Origin of the sequence: Rhodococcus sp. 1163 (assembly GCF_002091985.1) — a bacterium.
GTDB lineage: Bacteria > Actinomycetota > Actinomycetes > Mycobacteriales > Mycobacteriaceae > Rhodococcoides.
This window is the reverse complement of sequence record NZ_MKKX01000038.1, coordinates 229425-245859: the sequence shown is the minus strand read 5'-3', so window position 1 is coordinate 245859 and position 16435 is coordinate 229425. Positions and strand designations below refer to the sequence as shown.

At 62.0% G+C, this 16435-nt stretch carries 19 protein-coding genes; 3 read left to right on the top strand and 16 right to left on the bottom strand.

From position 1 onward, the window contains the following. Positions 1-85: 85 nt before the first annotated feature. The 11 genes from BJD99_RS18860 to pgsA all read right to left on the bottom strand — a co-directional run bounded on the left by BJD99_RS18860 (position 86) and on the right by pgsA (position 7500). Positions 86-673 (bottom strand): regulatory protein RecX, encoded by a 588-nt coding sequence (locus BJD99_RS18860; RefSeq protein ID WP_084348689.1) that lies wholly within the window; start codon positions 671-673, stop codon positions 86-88. 15 nt (positions 674-688) lie between these two features. Continuing rightward, on the bottom strand, positions 689-1729 hold the full coding sequence (gene recA / locus BJD99_RS18855; protein WP_084348688.1) for a recombinase RecA: 1041 nt from the start codon (positions 1727-1729) through the stop codon (positions 689-691). Between the two features lie 174 nt (positions 1730-1903). Continuing rightward, entirely contained in the window at positions 1904-2098 is a 195-nt protein-coding gene (locus BJD99_RS18850) for a DUF3046 domain-containing protein (protein WP_084348687.1), read from the bottom strand. Positions 2099-2122: 24 nt separating this feature from the next. Then, positions 2123-3271: a glycosyltransferase gene (locus tag BJD99_RS18845; protein ID WP_179142413.1), complete on the bottom strand. Its 1149-nt coding sequence runs from the start codon at positions 3269-3271 to the stop codon at positions 2123-2125. Positions 3272-3341: 70 nt separating this feature from the next. Continuing rightward, positions 3342-3956 carry a TetR/AcrR family transcriptional regulator gene (locus BJD99_RS18840; RefSeq protein WP_084348967.1) on the bottom strand — a complete coding sequence of 205 codons (615 nt, stop codon included), beginning with the start codon at positions 3954-3956 and terminating at the stop codon, positions 3342-3344. A gap of 149 nt (positions 3957-4105) precedes the next feature. Further along, entirely contained in the window at positions 4106-4279 is a 174-nt protein-coding gene (locus BJD99_RS21065) for a hypothetical protein (RefSeq protein ID WP_179142412.1), read from the bottom strand. Positions 4280-4429: 150 nt separating this feature from the next. After that, complete coding sequence (locus BJD99_RS18835; protein WP_084348686.1) at positions 4430-5221, bottom strand: hypothetical protein; 792 nt, start codon at positions 5219-5221, stop codon at positions 4430-4432. A gap of 69 nt (positions 5222-5290) precedes the next feature. Continuing rightward, a complete protein-coding gene (locus tag BJD99_RS18830; protein WP_084348685.1) occupies positions 5291-6106 on the bottom strand; it encodes a PspA/IM30 family protein in 816 nt (271 codons plus the stop codon). A gap of 94 nt (positions 6107-6200) precedes the next feature. Continuing rightward, a complete protein-coding gene (locus BJD99_RS18825) occupies positions 6201-6578 on the bottom strand; it encodes a helix-turn-helix domain-containing protein (protein ID WP_084348684.1) in 378 nt (125 codons plus the stop codon). 112 nt (positions 6579-6690) lie between these two features. After that, the gene (locus BJD99_RS21555; protein WP_373270562.1) at positions 6691-6843 is read right to left on the bottom strand and encodes a hypothetical protein; all 153 of its coding nucleotides are present in this window, start codon (positions 6841-6843) and stop codon (positions 6691-6693) included. Between the two features lie 36 nt (positions 6844-6879). Beyond that, entirely contained in the window at positions 6880-7500 is a 621-nt protein-coding gene (pgsA, locus tag BJD99_RS18820) for a CDP-diacylglycerol--glycerol-3-phosphate 3-phosphatidyltransferase (RefSeq protein WP_084348966.1), read from the bottom strand. Positions 7501-7616: 116 nt separating this feature from the next. Between pgsA and BJD99_RS18815 the strand changes: the two genes are divergently transcribed. Both BJD99_RS18815 and BJD99_RS18810 read left to right on the top strand, forming a co-directional pair. Then, a complete protein-coding gene (locus tag BJD99_RS18815) occupies positions 7617-8225 on the top strand; it encodes an amino-acid N-acetyltransferase (protein WP_084348965.1) in 609 nt (202 codons plus the stop codon). Positions 8226-8327: 102 nt separating this feature from the next. After that, on the top strand, positions 8328-8609 hold the full coding sequence (locus BJD99_RS18810; RefSeq protein WP_084348964.1) for a YciI family protein: 282 nt from the start codon (positions 8328-8330) through the stop codon (positions 8607-8609). Here the strand turns inward: BJD99_RS18810 and BJD99_RS18805 are convergent. Next, positions 8606-11281, bottom strand: coding sequence for a DNA translocase FtsK (locus tag BJD99_RS18805; protein WP_179142411.1), 2676 nt, complete (start codon positions 11279-11281; stop codon positions 8606-8608). The genes BJD99_RS18810 and BJD99_RS18805 overlap by 4 nt on opposite strands. Before the next feature lie 58 nt (positions 11282-11339). Continuing rightward, positions 11340-11963, bottom strand: coding sequence for a TIGR03085 family metal-binding protein (locus tag BJD99_RS18795; RefSeq protein WP_084348962.1), 624 nt, complete (start codon positions 11961-11963; stop codon positions 11340-11342). Positions 11964-12032: 69 nt separating this feature from the next. On the opposite strand from BJD99_RS18795, the gene BJD99_RS18790 reads away from it, so the two are divergent. Next, on the top strand, positions 12033-12815 hold the full coding sequence (locus BJD99_RS18790) for a sulfite exporter TauE/SafE family protein (protein ID WP_084348961.1): 783 nt from the start codon (positions 12033-12035) through the stop codon (positions 12813-12815). Positions 12816-12920: 105 nt separating this feature from the next. On the opposite strand, the gene BJD99_RS18785 is transcribed toward BJD99_RS18790, so the two are convergent. Genes BJD99_RS18785 through thyX form a run of 3 tightly spaced genes read right to left on the bottom strand, consistent with a single transcriptional unit; the run spans position 12921 to position 16433 of the window. Beyond that, on the bottom strand, positions 12921-14741 hold the full coding sequence (locus BJD99_RS18785; protein ID WP_256895916.1) for a ribonuclease J: 1821 nt from the start codon (positions 14739-14741) through the stop codon (positions 12921-12923). Beyond that, entirely contained in the window at positions 14738-15646 is a 909-nt protein-coding gene (gene dapA, locus BJD99_RS18780; RefSeq protein ID WP_084348960.1) for a 4-hydroxy-tetrahydrodipicolinate synthase, read from the bottom strand. Before dapA ends, BJD99_RS18785 begins: the two co-directional genes overlap by 4 nt. Before the next feature lie 34 nt (positions 15647-15680). Next, on the bottom strand, positions 15681-16433 hold the full coding sequence (thyX, locus tag BJD99_RS18775; RefSeq protein WP_084348682.1) for an FAD-dependent thymidylate synthase: 753 nt from the start codon (positions 16431-16433) through the stop codon (positions 15681-15683). Between the last annotated feature and the right edge of the window lie 2 nt (positions 16434-16435).

Here is a 16435-nt window from a genome sequence, read left to right as displayed (position 1 = left end):
GTCCAGTACCGAGAGCAGAAGCCCGCAACACATTTCGGTGTTGCGGGCTTCTTCGGTATCGATGGCGCCCGATCCGGGTGGACGATCACCCGAACTCGTCACCGTCGAAATCCTGGGTATCGAGATGGTCCGAGTCCTCGGTCCCGATCCGCGCGAGCTCGGCTTTCACGATTGCGTATGCCATTCCAGCCGAGTAGCCACGCCTAGCGAGCATTCCGACTAGTTTTCGCGCAATCTTGTCTCGTTCGGCACGGACATCGGCTCCGGTTCCTGCAGGCACCGTCAGGTTGCGGCAGCGCTTGCGGACAAGTTCCGTTGCCCGTGCGCGCTCGTCCTCGGCGTCTATTTGATCGAGAGCGTTGAGGGCATCCTCTTTGCTGACACCTTTGGTACGCAGTTCGACGCTCAAGGCCCGCTTGCCTTTGCCCGAGTAGGTATGGCGTGAATGCACCCATTGCTCCGCAAAGGCCTGGTCATCCACTAGGTTCGCGGCTTCCAACCTCGTCAGGACTGCATCCGCGACTTCTGGACTGAAACCCTTTGTGCTCAGTCGAGTCTCGAGTTCGTATCGGCTCCGTGCACGATCGGTGAGGAGCCGAAGGCAGACATCTTTCGCCTGCGCTTCGGTGCCGCCGCCGTCATTTCCTTGTTCTTGTTCGGATCGCTGTTTCACAGCGGGTCACCCGAGTCAGAACTCGACCGGAGCAGCCTTCTCGTCATCGGCTGCCGTGACGTCGGCACCGATCTGCAGCTTCTCCATGATCTTCTTCTCGATCTCGTCACGGATATCGGGATTCTCGAGCATGAACTTGCGGGCATTCTCCTTGCCCTGACCCAGCTGATCCCCGTCGTAGGTGAACCAAGATCCCGACTTACGGATAAATCCGTGCTCGACCCCCATGTCGATGAGCGAGCCTTCACGGCTGATGCCCTTGCCGTAAATGATGTCGAACTCCGCCTGCTTGAACGGCGGCGCAACCTTGTTCTTGACGACCTTGACGCGGGTGCGGTTACCGATTGCTTCGGTGCCGTCCTTGAGCGTCTCGATGCGCCGGATGTCGAGGCGAACGGAGGCGTAGAACTTGAGCGCCTTACCGCCGGTAGTGGTCTCGGGTGAGCCGAACATGACGCCGATTTTTTCACGCAACTGGTTGATGAAGATCACCGTGGTGCCGGAGTTGCTCATGGCACCGGTCATCTTGCGCAGCGCCTGGCTCATCAGGCGGGCCTGAAGACCGACGTGGCTGTCACCCATTTCGCCCTCGATCTCGGCGCGAGGCACGAGAGCGGCCACCGAGTCGATTACCACGATGTCGAGAGCGCCCGAACGGATCAACATATCGGCAATTTCGAGCGCCTGCTCACCGGTATCCGGCTGCGAGACGAGCAGTGCGTCCGTATCGACGCCGAGTTTCTGTGCGTAGTCAGGATCGAGTGCGTGCTCGGCGTCGATGAACGCAGCGATTCCGCCTGCGCGCTGCGCGCTGGCCACAGCATGAAGAGCAACGGTCGTCTTACCCGAGGACTCCGGGCCGTAGACCTCGACGACACGGCCACGCGGCAGCCCACCGATACCGAGGGCGACGTCCAGAGCAATGGAACCGGTGGGGATGACAGCGATAGGTTGGCGGACCTCGTCACCGAGGCGCATCACCGATCCCTTACCGAAATTCTTGTCGATCTGCGCAAGTGCGAGATCGAGTGCTTTGTCGCGATCGTATGCAGCCATCGTGATCTCCTCAGTGTGGTCTGTGACAGCGTGGTCTCGCTGAGCGTGTTGTCGGTAACGGTAGAGCTGGGTACCGACAAGAACTGCCCGAGACCGCTGTGTAACCGAATGACACCAGCATAGGGGAACACCTGTTCGATTGCATCAGGTGGCTCCCGGACACGCCGGAGAGAATCACCACCGGGATTTGGGCACGTCGAATTCACTACACAGAGCACGCCATACATCGCGGGGATCGACACCCGCTTCGATCGCTTCTGCTCCCGTCATACCGTTCAGACCAGTGATGACGTGATCGACCAGCATCGAGTCACCACGCATCCGGCCGAACTCCTCGACGAGCAATTCCTGGAACTCGGTCAATCGCACTGGACAACCGTAACCGAGGGCGCGTCACCGCAGAACGTCGCGGCACACCTCTACGGGATCCTCCACCTCGGCGGCACTCGCCGACGCCGAGCGTGCAGCATTGGTGAAACTTTCGTCCCCGAGGACACGGAGGACGGCATCCGCGATTGCTCCGGGGGTCGGCGGACGAACAATGACCGCGCTCCCCTGCCGTGCCGCGCGATTGGCCAGTTCCCATTGATCTCCGCCACCGGGGATCGCGACGACAGGGACTCCGTGGATCAGTGCTTTCGCCAACAACCCGTGCCCGGACCCACATACGACGACGTCTGCGTGGTCGAGAAGATGGTCCTGTCGGCCGAGTCCCGCTGTAGCCCAGTTCGGTAGTTCGGCCGGGGGCTCGTCGAGCATCGAGGCGACCAAGCGCACTCCGCTCCCCTCGAGACCTTCCAAGGTTGCCTCGAGCATTCCTTGGGCACCGGTGAACGCCGTCGACGGAGCCACCATGACCACAGGACCATCGCCAGGCGGAATCGGCAGGGCTTCTGTTGTCGGCTCCCACAGCAGCGGTCCGATGACGTGCGCCTCGATCGGCCAGTCCGGCCTCGGAACCTCCAGTGCTGGGATGGTGGCGATCAGGCGCGCAGCGGGCCCCGGATCTTCGGCGGGCAGGCCGACACCGACACGCGCGGCTCCGCGCTGGGACTTTCCCTGAGCTATGGATCTGCCGGTTGCGGCACGCATCAACGTGTCCCGTAGTCGACCTCGAACACCTGTCCCCGGGGCAAGACCGCTTCCGATCGGAGGCAATCCCTTCGACGGTGCGTACAACGGGTGCGGTGACAATTCAACCCACGGTATACCGAGCCGTTCGGCGGCCAAACCGCCTCCGGCGGTGAGGATGTCGGATACAACCAGATCAACGTCGGCATTCTTCAGATCAGGCAACAGTTCGGTGGAGATGAAAGCTGCCCGCGAATGAATCCGCTGGCCTGCATCCATGTCGTCGTCCTCGGGCCGTGGTGTCAGCCCTTTGAGCAACCGGGTGTCGACCCCCACCGCGGTGGCCGCATCGATCCACCTCGAACCGGTGAACAGTATCGGCACATCACCTGCGGAGGCGAACAAGTGACACAGCGCAATAGCGGGAAAGGCATGCCCTGGGTCGGGGCCGGCTACCACAGCTACTCGCACGCCGCTCAGAGTGCCATACCCACGTGGTCGCCGAGTACCTGCCTGCTCGAAGCCGAGTCGAAGTCGGGCATCACCGATCGAGCGGACGCAGGTACGAGTCCACGGCGTAGGCGAACTCGGCGACCAGATCGTCACCCGGGATCCGACCCGACACCATCTCTGCCGACTGCACAGCGGACTGGACCATCAACAGCAACACGGTCGCCATATGACTCGGCACGCCATCTCGGATAGACGAATCTCGTTGGCCACCTTCGATGATGGGCACCAAGCCGTCGATGATCAGCGATTGGCTCCTACCGAGGCGGTGCAGGATGTAGGTGGCGAGGATTTCGGGATCGGAACGGAGGATTTTGACGAACAATGGATGGATACGTATACCGTCGGCTACCGCCGACACCGAGGACGTGATCTGCCGACGGGCCGAGGTATCGGGATCGAACGTCGGAATCACGGCGCCGATCTCACGGGTCAGCAGACTGGAGACCACCGCTCGGGTGTCGGACCAACGCCGGTAGACGGTCGGACGGCTGACTTTCGCCCGACGGGCGATCTCGGCGAGAGTGGTCCGGCGGACCCCGTATTCGAGAATGCACGAGCGTGCGGCGTCGAGCACCTGATTTTCGACCGAGGAAATGGAGATGTCGTCGGCGGAGGTCTCGCCCAGTTCGGTCTGCTGGCTCACTCCTGCACCCCGTTCATCTCCGCGATTCGTTTGCTGATCCAACGCGTTCACCGAACTATTCCCGCACCCGGTTGCACACACCATCGATGTGCAAAATTGTAGTTCATGACCGACTGCCCGACCGTCGAGCTACCCAGCTGATCGCCGATCTAGAGCTTGATCAAGTCTCGATTCTCCTCACCGGCGACTGCCTTGACCAACCAGTACAACCCGAAGACGATGGCGCCCGCGACGGCTATCACGAACAGTCCCTTGATTACGGCTCCGAAGACGGCGAACGCGAGCCATACCAAAGCGATGATGCCGAGGATTTTCCAGAACATTTTTCATCTCCCTTTTCTCGTGTCGACACCGATCCTGACATGCCGGTTACACGAAATCGCCGGGTCCGCAACGAGATCAGGGAAAGATGGGTGATAACCCTGACGTGATCCTGTTCAGACGTGGTCCTTTTCAGACGTGGTCCATCCCATTCAGGGGTGACGGCGACGGATCTCGGCTAGTTCATCGAGCGCGAACGCCCAGCCCTGGAGTCTGTCCGTAGCGGACGAAAGCTCTTCGCGCCGGGCAGCGACCGCACTCGACGGCATTCCGGTGGGAGAGGTAAGCCGCGCGGCCGCTTCTACGAGTTCCTCGTATTGATCCACACCGGCTTCGAGTTCGGCGGCAGCTCCACTGATCGAGTTGGTCAGATGGGCTCCGGCTCGTATGTTGGACTCCGCTGCACGCTCCATCGCAACTATGTCGGTTGACATGTCGGTCAGCGCGGCGGCCGCGGCGTAGGCCACCTCGGTGGTCTCCAGAATGTCCTCGGAGGCTATCGATTCGGACCTCAGCAGAACTCCGGTCAGCTCGTACAGGCTCCGTTGCGCACCTGCCAGGCGGTTCATCGACGTAAATGCCGACGAGTGCCGTGCAGGAAGCATGCTCTTCCCCGGCTTTCGAGCCGGCAGTGGCTCGGAATTCAACTGCTTGTATCGGGTGATCGCGAAAACAGTGGGTACGGCGAGGAGTGCGGCGCCGCCGCCGGTTGCGATCATCGTCCATTCCGGCGCAGACGCCACGGCAAGCCCGGCCGTCGACAGCGCGGAAGCGCCGGTGGCGCCGCCGAACCACGATCTACGACGGCGTGCTCGCCGAACTCGCCGAATCTGCTTCTGACGAGGATCGTTCCATCTACCTGCAGCCTCGATGACGGATTCGCCGATTCGGCGGGCCGAGTCGGCAGCATCCTTGGCGGCCGAGATCGTGCTGGAAACAGACATGGCCGACCACGTAGGTGGTCGGCCATGGTGTTGTTTCGTCATACTGACAGGATCCAAGTCGTCTATGCGTCAGTGCTGCGCAGGTGGTTCCGGAGTCGCACTGGGTGACTTGGCAATCGACGGCTTGGATGTTCCCGTCGCGTTACCGGACGGGAGTGCGTCACCTGCCATCGAAGCGCGAATCTGCTCGAGACGGCTGTGACCGGCCATCTGAACCGACGCCTGCTGCACCTCCATCATCCGACCCGACACGGTGTTCTGCGCCAATTCGGCCGAGCCGAGGGCATCTGCGTAGCGACGTTCGATCTTGTCGCGAACCGCATCGAGGCTCGGGGTATTGCCTGGCGCGGACAGCGTGCTGTCCATCGAACGGAGTGATTCGCTGACCTTTTCCTGCATCTTCGCCTGCTCGAGCTGGCTGAGCAGTTTCGTTCGCTCGGCCACCTTTGCCTGTAGAGCCATGGCGTTCTGCTCCACGGCCTTCTTCGCCTGCGATGCAGCCTGCAAAGACTGGTCGTGTAGGACCTTCAGGTCCTCGACACCCTGCTCAGCGGTAACGAGCTGAGCTGCGAATGCCTCAGCAGCATTGGTGTACTGCGTCGCTTTGTCGACGTCGCCTGCAGAGGACGCCTGGTCGGCAAGTGTGACTGCCTGGCGAGCGTTCGCATTCAGCTTCTCGACCTCGTCGAGCTGACGGCTCAGCTTCATCTCCAGCTGACGCTGGTTGCCGATAACCGAGGCCGCCTGCTGGGACAGCGCCTGGTGCTGCCGCTGCGCATCCTCGATTGCCTGCTGAATCTGAACCTTGGGGTCGGCCTTCTCGTCGATCTTGGAATTGAAGAGCGCCATCATGTACTTCCAGGCTTTGACGAAAGGATTAGCCATGGGTTGATCCTGCCTCCATCTTTGGCGCCGCGTTACACGCGTAGTGGGTGAACATGCACGTGTGGAAAAGGATACTGGTTGCGGCTATACGGTGTCAGGCTGCTGCGAGTGCACGTGCGGGCGCGGGGATGACCACGCGAGTCTCCCCCGCAATACGTGGCGACCCGTTACCGCTCTTCTTGGGTCCGTTGTCGGCGGTAGGCAGCGCGATGCCGTCGGCCGTCGTGGCAGGGCCGGTGGACACGAGCAGCGAGTCACTGACGTCGCTCATCACGTCGGACAACGGAACCGCCAACGCGGTGCAGATGGCGGCGAGCAATTCGCTCGACGCCTCTTTCCTGCCTCGTTCGACTTCCGACAGATATCCGAGGCTGACGCGCGCGGTATTCGAGACCTCGCGCAGTGTGCGACTCTGTGCGACGCGAGTGCGCCGCAGACTGTCGCCGAGTGCTTCACGCAATAGCAGCGCCATCTCGCTCCTCCTCGTTCGAATCCATGTCGTTCGAATCAATGTCTCGTTCGTTTTCAGCTACATCGACCATCTTCAGCTACAACGCTGGGTGGGTCCCGATTGGTTCCCGACCCTATACGTCGCCGCGCCGGCTCACCCGTCGAAACAGCTCCGAGAACGCACTACGGACTCTATCGCGTCGGATTGTCCAACGTTCGACCGACAGTCGGAGTTTCTGCACCTGAGTCCCGTCGGGGCCCGCGACAGCGACGAAGACCGTCCTCACCTCGTGTCCGTCCTGACCCCTCGACGAGCGGATCGGTCACGACTTCACCCGCCGGCGCAGGCGAATGGCCTGGACCACGTAGTCGAGTCCGGTGTAGACCGTCAAGAACACCGCCAGGCCCATCAGAGCGACGGATACCCCTCGCACCTGGTCAGGCAAGGGCAGCAGATACATCCCGATCGCAAAACTCTGCACCAAGGTCTTCAGCTTGCCACCGCGTCCCGCCGGGATCACGCCGTGCCGGATCACCGCGAATCTGACGAGTGTGATGCCCACTTCACGTGCCGCGATCACCACGGTCACCCACCAGGGCAGGTCGCCGAGGATCGACAGTCCGACGAGTGCCGCACCGATCAACGCCTTGTCTGCGATCGGATCAGCGATCTTTCCGAAATCGGTGACCAACCCGTATTTGCGGGCGAGCTGCCCGTCGATCCGGTCGGTGATCGCCGCGACCGCAAAAACCACCGTCGCGGCTATCCGCCATCCACTGTCGTGCCCGTCTCCGACGAAGAGCACTGCGAGAAATACCGGAACAAGAGCAATTCGAAGCATCGTCAAAATATTGGCAATATTGACGATCGGTGCAGGTTCGACGTTCCCGGTGCTCGAGTTGCTGTGCGGCAGATTCGGGCCGGGAGCCAGGGGTTCGCTCATACCGCCGAGTCCCTGATGCCGATACGCCGACAAAGGTGTCCAGATTCATTTCGGACCAGTTCGGTTACGGACACACGGAAAGAATATCCGTTGCAACGTTGACTACTGTTCACCACATGACTTCTGGGCCGAACCGGGCGAGTCGACACCATGTCGACGGAACGTCCGACAACGCACTCGACACAGCATTCGATGCAGCACTCGAACGCCGCGAGACCTCTCGTCCCGGTGACGACGTGGTCGTCCGCCGTGCTCGCACGTCCGACATTCCGGAGATCAAGCGACTGATCGACATCTACGCCGGGAAGATCCTCCTCGAGAAAAACCTGGTCACGCTGTACGAAGCGGTTCAGGAGTTCTGGGTCGCCGAACGAGGGGACACCGTCATCGGCTGTGGTGCGCTCCACGTCTTGTGGGCCGACCTCGGTGAAGTACGTACGGTCGCGGTGGATCCGGCGGCCAAGGGCCTCGGTGCCGGCCGTCTCATCGTCGACACTTTGATTCGAGTGGCCCGCGACCTGGCTCTTCAGAAGCTGTTCGTGCTCACCTTCGAGGTGGACTTCTTCACACGCCACGGCTTTCTCGAGATCGAGGGAACACCCGTCACAGCCGAGGTCTACGCCGAAATGTGCAGGTCGTACGACACTGGCGTCGCAGAATTCCTCGACCTCAGTTACGTGAAGCCGAACACCCTGGGCAACACCCGAATGCTGCTCCCCCTCTGAGTCGATCCAACTCCCTGCAGTAGTCCAAACCCCTGCAGTAATCGAAACCCCTGAATCAATCCGGTGCGAACTCGATTCGCTTACTCCGAAGGACGAAACATCATGGCATTGTTCGCCGTTGTCTACACCTACTCCCGCAGTACGATCGCCGGGCGAGACACTCATCGCGCCAACCATCGTGCTTGGCTTGCCGACCTGCTGGAGAAGAAGACCCTCATCTCCAGCGGCCCTTACACCGATGGAAGCGGCGCTTTGATCATCGTCGACGGAACCGACGTCGACTCGGTGAAGACCTTGTTCGCGCAAGATCCGTTCGCCACCGAAAACCTGATCGAGACGTCGGTCGTCACCGAGTGGAAACCGGTCATGGGTGCGTTTGCCTAGTCATCGTCGGAGGGCGCCTCGTCCGGGTCGCCACCTCGAATCGACCACAGCAACCCGTCGAGTTCGTCGGGCTTGATCAGAACCTCGCGAGCCTTCGAGCCCTCACTGGGCCCGACGACTCCTCGGTTCTCCATCAGGTCGATCAATCGCCCGGCTTTGGCGAACCCGACGCGCAACTTTCGCTGCAACATCGACGTCGAACCGAACTGGCTGGTGACCACAAGTTCGACGGCTTGGAGCAGGACATCGAGATCATCGCCGATGTCGGGATCGACGTCCTTCTTCTCCGATGCCTTGGCCGCGGTGACTGTCTCGTTGTACTCCGGCTCTGCCTGGTTCTTGGCGAAGTCGACTACTGCCGAGATCTCTTCGTCGGTGATGAAGGCGCCCTGCAGGCGAGTCGGTTTACCTGCACCCATCGGTAGGAAGAGCGCATCGCCCATACCGATGAGCTTCTCGGCGCCGGGCTGATCGAGGATGACGCGAGAGTCGGTGAGCGAGGACGTCGCGAACGCAAGACGGGACGGCACATTGGTCTTGATCAGACCGGTAACGACGTCGACAGAGGGTCTCTGCGTGGCAAGGACGAGGTGGATTCCTGCCGCGCGGGCCTTCTGGGTGATGCGGACGATGGCATCTTCGACGTCACGCGGGGCGGTCATCATCAGGTCCGCGAGCTCGTCGACGATAGCGAGAATGTACGGATACGGCCGGTAGACACGTTCGCTTCCGAGGGGCGCGGTGATCTCACCGGATCGCACCTTCTTGTTGAAGTCGTCGATGTGCCGGACCTTGTTGATCTGCATGTCCTGGTACCGCTGTTCCATCTCCTCGACCAGCCATGCCAATGCTGCCGCTGCCTTCTTCGGCTGCGTGATGATCGGGGTGATCAGGTGCGGAATACCTTCGTACGGCGTCAGCTCGACCATTTTCGGGTCGATCAGGATCATGCGAACCTCGTCCGGCGTCGCGCGTGCGAGTAGCGAGACGAGCATCGAGTTCACGAAGCTGGACTTACCGGATCCGGTGGAACCGGCAACGAGAAGGTGCGGCATCTTCGCCAGGTTGGCGCTCTGGAAGTTACCTTCGATGTCCTTGCCGAGTCCGATCACCAGCGGATGATGATCCTTACGGGTCGATGTCGCGGTGAGCACATCGGCGAGTCGAACCATCTCGCGGTCCGAGTTCGGCACCTCGATGCCGACTGCCGATTTTCCTGGGATCGGTGCAAGTAGGCGCACGTTGTCCGTTGCGACCGCGTACGCGATGTTGCGCGCGAGCGCGGTGATCTTCTCGACCTTGACACCGGGTCCGAGCTCGACCTCGTACCGAGTGACGGTCGGTCCACGGGTGAACCCCGTTACTGCCGCATCGATCTTGAATTGGTCGAGGACCTCGGAGATGGCCTCGATCATCGTGTCGTTGGCCTGGCTGCGTGTCTTGGGCGGATCGCCTTCGATCAACAGTGACAGCGGCGGCAGCGTGTAGTCCCCGTCGACGACGCGGTCGACGACGATTTTGTCTTCCTCGGCTTCGGGCTTGGGCTCCGCGGCCTTGACGATCGGCTTGGGCTTGGGGCGAACCGGAGGTGCGGTCGGCGCCTGCGTTGCAGGTTCCATGACCTCGGTGGGCTCGTCGACCACGGGCGCTGCTTTTCGTGTACGAGGCTTCTTGACCGGAACATATTCTTCGGTCGGGTAGTTGCCGTACGGGTCCGCGTTCGGTCCGTCGACGGGGTATCCGTCGGCGTCGAATCCGGAGCTCTCGTGGTCGCCGTAGTCGTCGCTGAAGTCGGCCCCGAAATCTGCTGGGTCGTAGTCTCCGTATTCATCGCCTCGACTGTCCGTGCCGAACAACGAACGCAGACGATCCGGGATGTCGCGCACCGTGGTGCCGGTCAGCAGAAGCACACCGAACAGACCTGCCAGCAGGAGGAGCGGTACAGCGAGCCAGACGGTCAGACCGTCGGTGATCGGGCCTCCCGCGACGTACCCGACAAAACCGCCGCCCTCGGAGCGGCCGGCCGAGTCGGACGGTGAACCCGCAGCCAGATGCCACAGTCCCAGGATCGGAAGCGCGAGCAGGATCGACCCGAGAACCAGTCGCGGGCGGATGTCCGGATTCGATTCCGAGCGCATCAGGATGACCGCGATCGCGACTCCGAGTGCCGGCACGATGTATCCGGCTCCACCGATGACGGCGCGGACTGCGATCTCGATACCCTCCCCAACGGGCCCGCCAGCGCTGAACCACACCGCTGCCGCAACCACGACGCACAGAGCGATCAGACCCAGCGCGATGCCGTCGCGTCGGTGGCCGTGATCGATATCCTTGGCCTTGCTGACGGTTCGAGTCGTCGCGCCGACGCCTTTGGCCGCCATCGACCACGTCGAGGAAATCCCGCGTCCGACGGCAGAGACCACACCACCGGTGTTCTTCTTGGCCGGTCGACGAGCACCCCCACGAGAACCGGCGCCGCTACGCGCCGGCGCCGCCTTGCGTGCTGCTGGTGACGTACGTGCCGCAGGTGACGTGCGTGGAGCTGTGGGTTTACGTGGTGTGCTGACGGTGCGCCCCCCGGAAGACTTGCGTGATCCCCCCGAAGCCCGCGACGTCGACGAGGCACCGGTGCCGCCGGTACCCGAACTTCGAGTGCTGGTCTTTCCTGCCATACACCTAGGTTAGTCGCAAGGGCACCTTCGAAACCATCCGCAACACGAGCAACAGGGCTCAGAAGCTCCGATCGAGCGCGTCGAGCGCCTCCACATCGCGAGGATCACCCTCTTTCTCGAGCCGCACAGCGCTCCGACCGAATGCATGCAGCAACAGTTCCGAAGGTGGTCCGATCAGGGTCACCTGACCGCGTGAACTCTTCTTGACGGTCACGGACCGTCCATCGGTCGTGCGCAGCTCCACACCGACCGGAGCTCGGCGATAGGACTTGCGCCCGATCAACCCCACGGTCGAGAACAATTTGTCTTCCATCGCTTGCGGCAAAGTTCGCGGTGACCACTCGGGCTGCGCACGACGCAGGTCTTCGTGATGAACGAACATTTCGCCGACGTTGATCAACGGATCGAGGATTTTGAACGGTGACCATATGGGCGGTCCTGTCCGAATGTCCTCGACCAGTTCGTCGAAAGGCTTGGCAGCTACCTGGCTCTGGACCTTCTCGGTGTATCCGGCGAGGAAGGGAATCAGAATTCCAGGTGCGGCATCCAAGCGACGCTCCCGAACGACGAGGTGCGCGGCCAGATCACGGCCCGTCCACCCACCGCACAGCGTCGGTGTGTCCTCCCCCAACATTTCCAATGTACGTACTAGGGCTGCGCGTTCATCCTGTGCAAGGCTCACATCGAACCACCGTACGTGCGTACGTCCCCCGTGCACAGTCTTCGGCGCCGCGTCCGTAACCTCGGTTCAGTGCCTGTATCGGAAATTCTCGTCATTCTCGTAGCGGGCTTCGGTGCTGGAGCCATCAATGCCGTCGTCGGTTCCGGAACTCTGATCACCTTTCCGACCCTCGTCGCCTTCGGGTATCCCCCGCAGATTGCGACGATGTCGAATGCGATCGGATTGGTCGCCGGTAGCGCCTCCGGCACGTGGGGATATCGACGAGAACTCGCAGGACAGTGGCACCGGCTGCGCTGGCAGATACCCGCATCGTTCTTCGGTGCGCTGCTCGGTGCGTGGCTGCTGCTGCACCTGCCGCCGTCCGTCTTCATTGCGGTGGTTCCCGTACTTCTCATCGCCGCCTTGGTTCTCGTGGTCCTTCAGCCCCGCATCCAGGCGTGGGCGAGGCGCCGCTCGGAGGCGGCCGGTGAAGCTGCCGACCATGTCAGCCGGGCAAAGCTGATACTGCTGACCATCGGGACATTCGTTGTCGGAATCTACGGCGGCTATTTCACTGCAGCGCAGGGGATCCTCCTGATCGGCGTCATGGGGGTGCTGCTTCCCGAGTCGATACAGCGAATGAACGCGGCCAAGAACTTGCTCTCGCTCATCGTCAACGTCGTCGCGGCGCTCGCTTACACAATTTTCGCGTTCGACCAAATCAGCTGGGCTGCAGCAGGTTTGATAGCCGTCGGATCGGTCCTAGGCGGGTCGGTGGGTGCGCGATACGGACGAAGGCTCTCACCATGGGCACTGCGGAGCGCAATCGTCGTCCTCGGCCTCATCGGACTGTGGCGGCTGATCTTCGCCTAGTCTCTTCGCCTATTCCTGGTCCTTACTCGGAAGCGAAAGCAGACGACTCCGCCCCGCAGCTCTCGAGCTTCTGCGGGGCGGAGTCGGTCGGAGACGAAGAAACTGTCAGTTCACTGCCATGACTGTCGGAACGATCATCGGCTTACGGCGGTACTTGTCTGCAACCCACCGGCCGACCACGCGTCGCACGGCCTGCGCGATGCGATGAGTGTCGGTGACTCCATCGGTCGCGAGGCGCTGCAGCTCCGCCTCCACGAGTTGAACGGTGGCTTTGAGAGCAGTCGGATCGTCGGAGAATCCGCGACCGGACACTTCCGGGGTCGTAACCGCCCGCCCTGTCGTCGAATCGATGGCGACGGTGATGGCGATGAAACCGCCTTCGCCGAGAACGAGTCGATCCGAGAGTGTCGAATCACCCACGTCGCCCACGGACAAGCCGTCGACGTACACGTGTCCGACCGGGACCTGACCGACGATGCGAGCCAAACCGTCGACCATGTCGACGACGACGCCGTCTTCGGCGAGCACGACACGGTCCTCGGCAACGCCGGTGGCCTTGGCGAGTGCTGCATTCGCGCGGAGGTGACGCCACTCGCCGTGCACGGGCATGACGTTCGTGGGACGGACCGCGTTGTACAGGTAAAGCAGTTCACCCGCAGACGCGTGACCCGACACATGGACCTTCGCGTTCTGCTGGGTCACGACCGTAGCTCCGCGCTTGGCCAGACCGTTGACGACGGCGAAGACGGAGTTCTCGTTGCCGGGGATCAACGACGATGCCAGCACGACGAGGTCGTTGGCCTTGACGTTGATCTGCCGGTGTTCGCCGCGAGCCATCCGTGACAATGCCGAGAGCGGCTCACCCTGAGAGCCCGTGGAAATCAACACGAGTCGGTCGTCGGGAAGCGTCGCGGCGGTGTCGACGTTGACCTCCAGGCCTTCGGGCACACGGAGGTAACCCAGATCCTGAGCGATCTGCATGTTGCGGACCATCGAACGGCCGACGAAGGCGATTCGACGGTTGTACCGCTCTGCGACGTCGATGACCTGCTGGATTCGATGGACGTGACTTGCGAACGATGCCACGATGACACGCTGCTTGGCCTTGCCGATGACGGTGTCGAGCACACCACCGATCTCGCGCTCGGGTGTGACGAATCCGGGAACCTCCGCGTTGGTGGAGTCCACCAGGAAGAGGTCGACGCCCTCGTCACCGAGACGTGAGAAGCCTGCGAGGTCGGTCAACCGGCCATCGAGCGGCAACTGGTCGAGCTTGATGTCGCCCGTGTGCAGAACGACGCCTGCATCGGTGCGTATCGCGATGGCCAACGCGTCGGGAATCGAGTGGTTGACGGCGAAGTACTCACACTCGAACGGTCCGTGGCTCGTCTTCTGGCCTTCGACGACCTCGACGAGATTCGGCCGCAGACGATGCTCACGGCATTTTGCTGCGACGAGGGCAAGAGTGAACTTCGAACCGATGACAGGGACGTCCGGCCGCAGACGAAGGAGGAACGGAACGGCACCGATGTGGTCCTCGTGGCCGTGGGTGAGAACGACGGCCTCGACGTCGGCCATGCGGTTCTCGATGTGCCGGAAGTCGGGAAGGATCAGGTCGACGCCAGGCTGCTGATCTTCGGGGAAGAGCACGCCGCAGTCGACGATCAGGAGCTTGCCCTGATGCTCGAAGACGGTCATGTTCCGGCCGATTTCACCGATGCCACCCAGGGCAACGATGCGTAGACCCTTGGACGGCGCCTTCGGAGGCAATCCGAGGCGTGCTGTCGGGTCGATCGCTTTACGGGTATCGGGACGTTGCGTCTTCGCGGAGTTCTGCGCCACGGGACGTGACGACTGAGCGGGTCGCTCAGCCGGAGGTCCGGCATTTCGGGTTGCGCGGCCGCGTGATCTGGGTGGTCTACTCATACAAGCACTCCTGCTGCTCGCAGGTCAGCTGCGAGCAATTCGATTTGGTCGATGCTCGGTGGCACCTGGGGAAGTCTGGGTTCGCCGACATCGATTCCGATGAGGCGTAGACCCGCCTTCGCTGCACTGACTCCGCCGAGGCGGGAGACCGAGCGAATGACGGGGATGAGGCTGGCATTGATGGCCTGCGCGCGCGCAATGTCACCAACCATGAATGCGGTGTGCAGTTCGCGGACGCGAGCCGGGACGAGATGGCTGATGACGCTGACGAAGCCGGTAGCTCCGACGGACAGCCACGGGAGATTGAGTGGATCGTCTCCCGAAAAGAACTGCAGACCAGTCGACGCTATCAGTTCGGCACCGGCATTGAGATCGCCCTTCGCATCCTTGACGGCAAGAATTCTGGGATGCTCCGCCAACCGGCGCAGTGTTTCGGTCTCGATCGGGACGACCGAGCGCGGCGGAATGTCGTACAACATGACAGGCAGATCGGTTGCGTCGGCAACGGCGGTGAAATGCGCATACAGACCGGCCTGCGGTGGACGGGAGTAGTACGGCGTCACGACCAGAAGCCCGTGTGCGCCTGCCCGCGCGGCGTCACGAGCGAGTTCGACACTGTGTGCTGTGTCGTTGCTGCCCGCACCGGCAATGATCCGCGCGCGATGTCCGACAGCTGCGATGACCGCCCGCATCAACTCGAGCTTCTCGTTCTCGGTGGTGGTCGGTGACTCTCCGGTCGTTCCAGCCAGAACCAGGCCGTCGTTTCCCTGCTCCACCAGGTGATGAGCGAGACGCACTCCCGAATCTATGTCCAACTTCCCGTCGGCAGTGAATGGCGTCACCATAGCGGTGAGCACCGTGCCGAACGGTGGCTGGATGGGAGGAGCGGCGTCACCGTATGTCATGGTCAGCAAGGTTACCCGGTGCTACCGGCGGTCCTCACAACTCGGTCACGAATGGACTGTGCGCCACCTCGGAACCATCGGCCAACGCCGATATCTCGAAATCGCCGAAGACATCCGGTGCTACCTCTGCCAACTGACGCAGACATTCCACGGCGAGTCGCCGGATTTCGACATCCGCGTGCTCGGAAGCTCGCATCGAGACGAAGTGACGCCACGCCCGGTAGTTGCCGGTGACGAGCAGGCGTGTCTCGGTCGCGTTCGGCAACACCGACCGGGCAGCCTGACGAGCTTGCTTACCCCGCAACGCCGAGTTGGTGACGCCTTCGAGCTTGTGGTCGAGAGCATCCAGCAGTTCGACGTAGGCGGCCCGACTGGCGTCGGTAGCTCGTTCGAAGAGTGCCTCCAGATGCGGGTCACCCTCGATAGCAGGGGGAATGATGACCTTGGCGTCGTTCTCGGGGACGAATCGCTGCGAGAGCTGCGAGTACGAGAAATGCCGGTGTCGGATCAGCTCGTGGGTGCACGACCGAGAGATGCCGGTGATGTAGAAGCTGACGCTCGCATGTTCGAGCACCGACAGGTGCCCGACATCGAGAAGGTGCCGCAGATACGACGCATTGGTCGCAGTCCGCGGATTGGGCTTGGACCAACTCTGATAGCAGGCGCGACCAGCGAACTCGACCAGGGCCTGTCCGCCATCGGCATCGGTCTCCCATGGGATGTCGGGTGGCCCCGAGAATTCGGTCTTGGCAACCAATTGCACGTTCAGTGACACCGTATTCGGCACCG